This is a genomic window from Marinilabilia salmonicolor, from assembly GCF_003003035.1.
GTDB lineage: Bacteria > Bacteroidota > Bacteroidia > Bacteroidales > Marinilabiliaceae > Marinilabilia > Marinilabilia salmonicolor_A.
This window is the reverse complement of sequence record NZ_PVTS01000047.1, coordinates 1-2,451: the sequence shown is the minus strand read 5'-3', so window position 1 is coordinate 2,451 and position 2,451 is coordinate 1. Positions and strand designations below refer to the sequence as shown.

At 33.9% G+C, this 2,451-nt stretch carries 3 protein-coding genes; all 3 read left to right on the top strand.

Features of this window, described 5'->3' with window-relative positions; all coding sequences use genetic code 11:
* Window positions 1-141: 141 nt before the first annotated feature.
* The 3 genes from BY457_RS18780 (at window position 142) to BY457_RS18770 (ending at window position 2,324) form a co-directional block, all read left to right on the top strand.
* On the top strand, window positions 142-564 hold the full coding sequence (locus BY457_RS18780; protein ID WP_106154862.1) for a hypothetical protein: 423 nt from the start codon (window positions 142-144) through the stop codon (window positions 562-564).
* An 11-nt stretch (window positions 565-575) separates the two neighbouring features.
* Window positions 576-1,055 (top strand): hypothetical protein, encoded by a 480-nt coding sequence (locus tag BY457_RS18775; RefSeq protein WP_106154861.1) that lies wholly within the window; start codon window positions 576-578, stop codon window positions 1,053-1,055.
* 225 nt (window positions 1,056-1,280) lie between these two features.
* Window positions 1,281-2,324 carry a PDDEXK nuclease domain-containing protein gene (locus tag BY457_RS18770; protein WP_106154860.1) on the top strand — a complete coding sequence of 348 codons (1,044 nt, stop codon included), beginning with the start codon at window positions 1,281-1,283 and terminating at the stop codon, window positions 2,322-2,324.
* Window positions 2,325-2,451 lie beyond the last annotated feature (127 nt).

The window sequence follows — 2,451 nt, the reverse complement described above, 5'->3', positions numbered from 1 at the left end:
TATTGCAAGCTTCGTTTTTCCTTGTTACCCGCTCACGGCTTGACACAAGCTTTACGGGTTGAAAGCCCCGGCCTGACGCATACAGCCGGGCGTTGGCGGTAATTGAAATAAACCTATTAACAATCTGATTTTTATATAATTATGGAGCCCAACAAACAAATTAAAAGAATAAAAACTACAGCAATAGTTTTAGTGGTACTAGGAGGCTTAATGATTTTAAGTAATCTACCAGCTTGGATATTAATAAGTTTAAGTGAAAATTTCAATTCTGAAGTACAATATGTTCACCCTGTTTATTTTGTTTTAAATGGAATTTTATTGCTAAGTTCTGGTTTGCTCTTAAAGTCAATAAAAAAAGTTGGGTTAAATCTTACACTAATAAGCTCCTTATCAACTGTAGTTTTGATAATAGTATACTCTATGCCTTATATAACTACTATGAATGGAGAACTCGAAACTATTGGAACTATAGGCTCTGTGTTTTTTATGTTATTATTTTTAGTGCCAGCGATATTTATGACTAGATATTTATTGAAAAAAGAAATTAAAAACCTCTTTAATTAGAACTCAGAAATATGATTTCAAATTTAAATAGAACTGATTTCATCAAGCGACTCGAAGAAAACACAAAGATTGGTAACCCAAAAATAATAGGAACTCCTTTTGGCATATTTACAATTTTCGGAAAAACAAAAATGAAATTTTATGGAGAGTATACGGACTCTGCATTCAGATTAACTAAAAATGCGATTCTATTTCAAATTCCTTACATATTTGAAGGAACACTAATATCAAAGAACAAGACATCAACTGAAATTAAATTTAATATTAGACCGATATGGTTTGGATATTTGTGGATTAGAGTTCTTCCTGTACTCGCTCTGCTATTATTTAATTTTCTGGCGATTACAAAAGGAAATAATATAGAATCTGAAATATTTGTAATTGTAAATGTCTTTTTAGTGTTTATGTTCACTCCAATATTCTTGACAATAAGACTGAAAAATAAATTACTTAAAGACTTTAAAAAAATATTTGATGTAAGTGACAGATAATAAACAACATACCGCCAACAAAGCTATATACGCCAGCCGTGGCATCCACAGCATATTGAAGGTTTTGTATTTCTCAAAACCATGCCTTCAAGCTGATAAATCCACAGCTGATCTGAAAGCCACGCCCAGGCGCATATAGCCGGGACGTTGCCGGCAAGGCAATGGGACGGTCTAAAATCATCAGCACGCATAAAAATTATCACATTTGTGATATATTTGTTTTTTATGGAAAAAGAAATTCTGAAAAATAACGACCTAATTGAGGAAATAAAAGGTTTCATAAATGAAGCCAAAGAAACTGTTGCAATAACAGCCAATTCCGCGTTAACAATATTGTATTGGAATATAGGTCATCGAATAAATAATGAAATTCTTGAAAATAAACGCGCTGATTACGGACAACAAATAATACGAGCCCTTTCCAAAAGATTAACAGAAGAATTCGGCAAAGGCTGGAGCGAAAAACAATTGAGACATTGTCTACGCTTTGCGGAGACTTTTAAGGAAAAAGAAATTGTCTACGCACTGAGTAGACAATTAACATGGACACATTTTAGAACACTCATATACATTGAAAACGAATTAAGTAGAGAATTCTACGCCGAAATGTGCAGATTAGAAGGTTGGACTACAAGAGTACTTAACGAAAAAATAGATTCAATGCTGTTTGAAAGAACAGCCATATCAAGAAAGCCTGAACTGCAAATCAAGAAAGAATTAAAAGAACTTAGAGAAAACAAAAAAATAACCCCAGATATAGTGTTCAGGGACCCTTATATTCTTGACTTCTTGGATTTAGAAGACAATTTCAGTGAAAAAAATCTTGAAGAAGCCATATTGAAAGAACTGGAGAGATTCCTAATGGAGCTGGGACAAGGATTTACATTTGTAGAGCGCCAAAAAAGAATGCTAATTGATGGAGAAAGTTACAAACTGGATTTGCTATTTTATCACAGAAAACTAAAACGTCTGGTTGCAATTGATTTAAAATTAGGAAGGTTTAAAGCTGCATATAAAGGTCAAATGGAATTATACCTTCGCTACATCCAAAAACATGAATTAGAACCCGGAGAGGACTCTCCTATTGGATTACTTCTATGCGCAGAAGGGAATAATGAACAAATTGAATTATTACAAATAGAAAATTCCGGAATACGCATTGCAGAATACATCACAGAATTACCACCAAAAGAAGTCCTACAGAAAAAATTGCATAGATTGATTAATACTGAAAGAAAACGATTAGAACAAAAAAATGATGATAAATAAGCCCAGCCGGCAACAAAGCTATATACGCCAGTCGTGGCATCCACAGCATATTGAGGGTTTTGTTTTACCCTCTCCCATGCGTTCAAGCTGATAAATCCATAGCGGGTCTGAAAGCCCCGGCCGACCG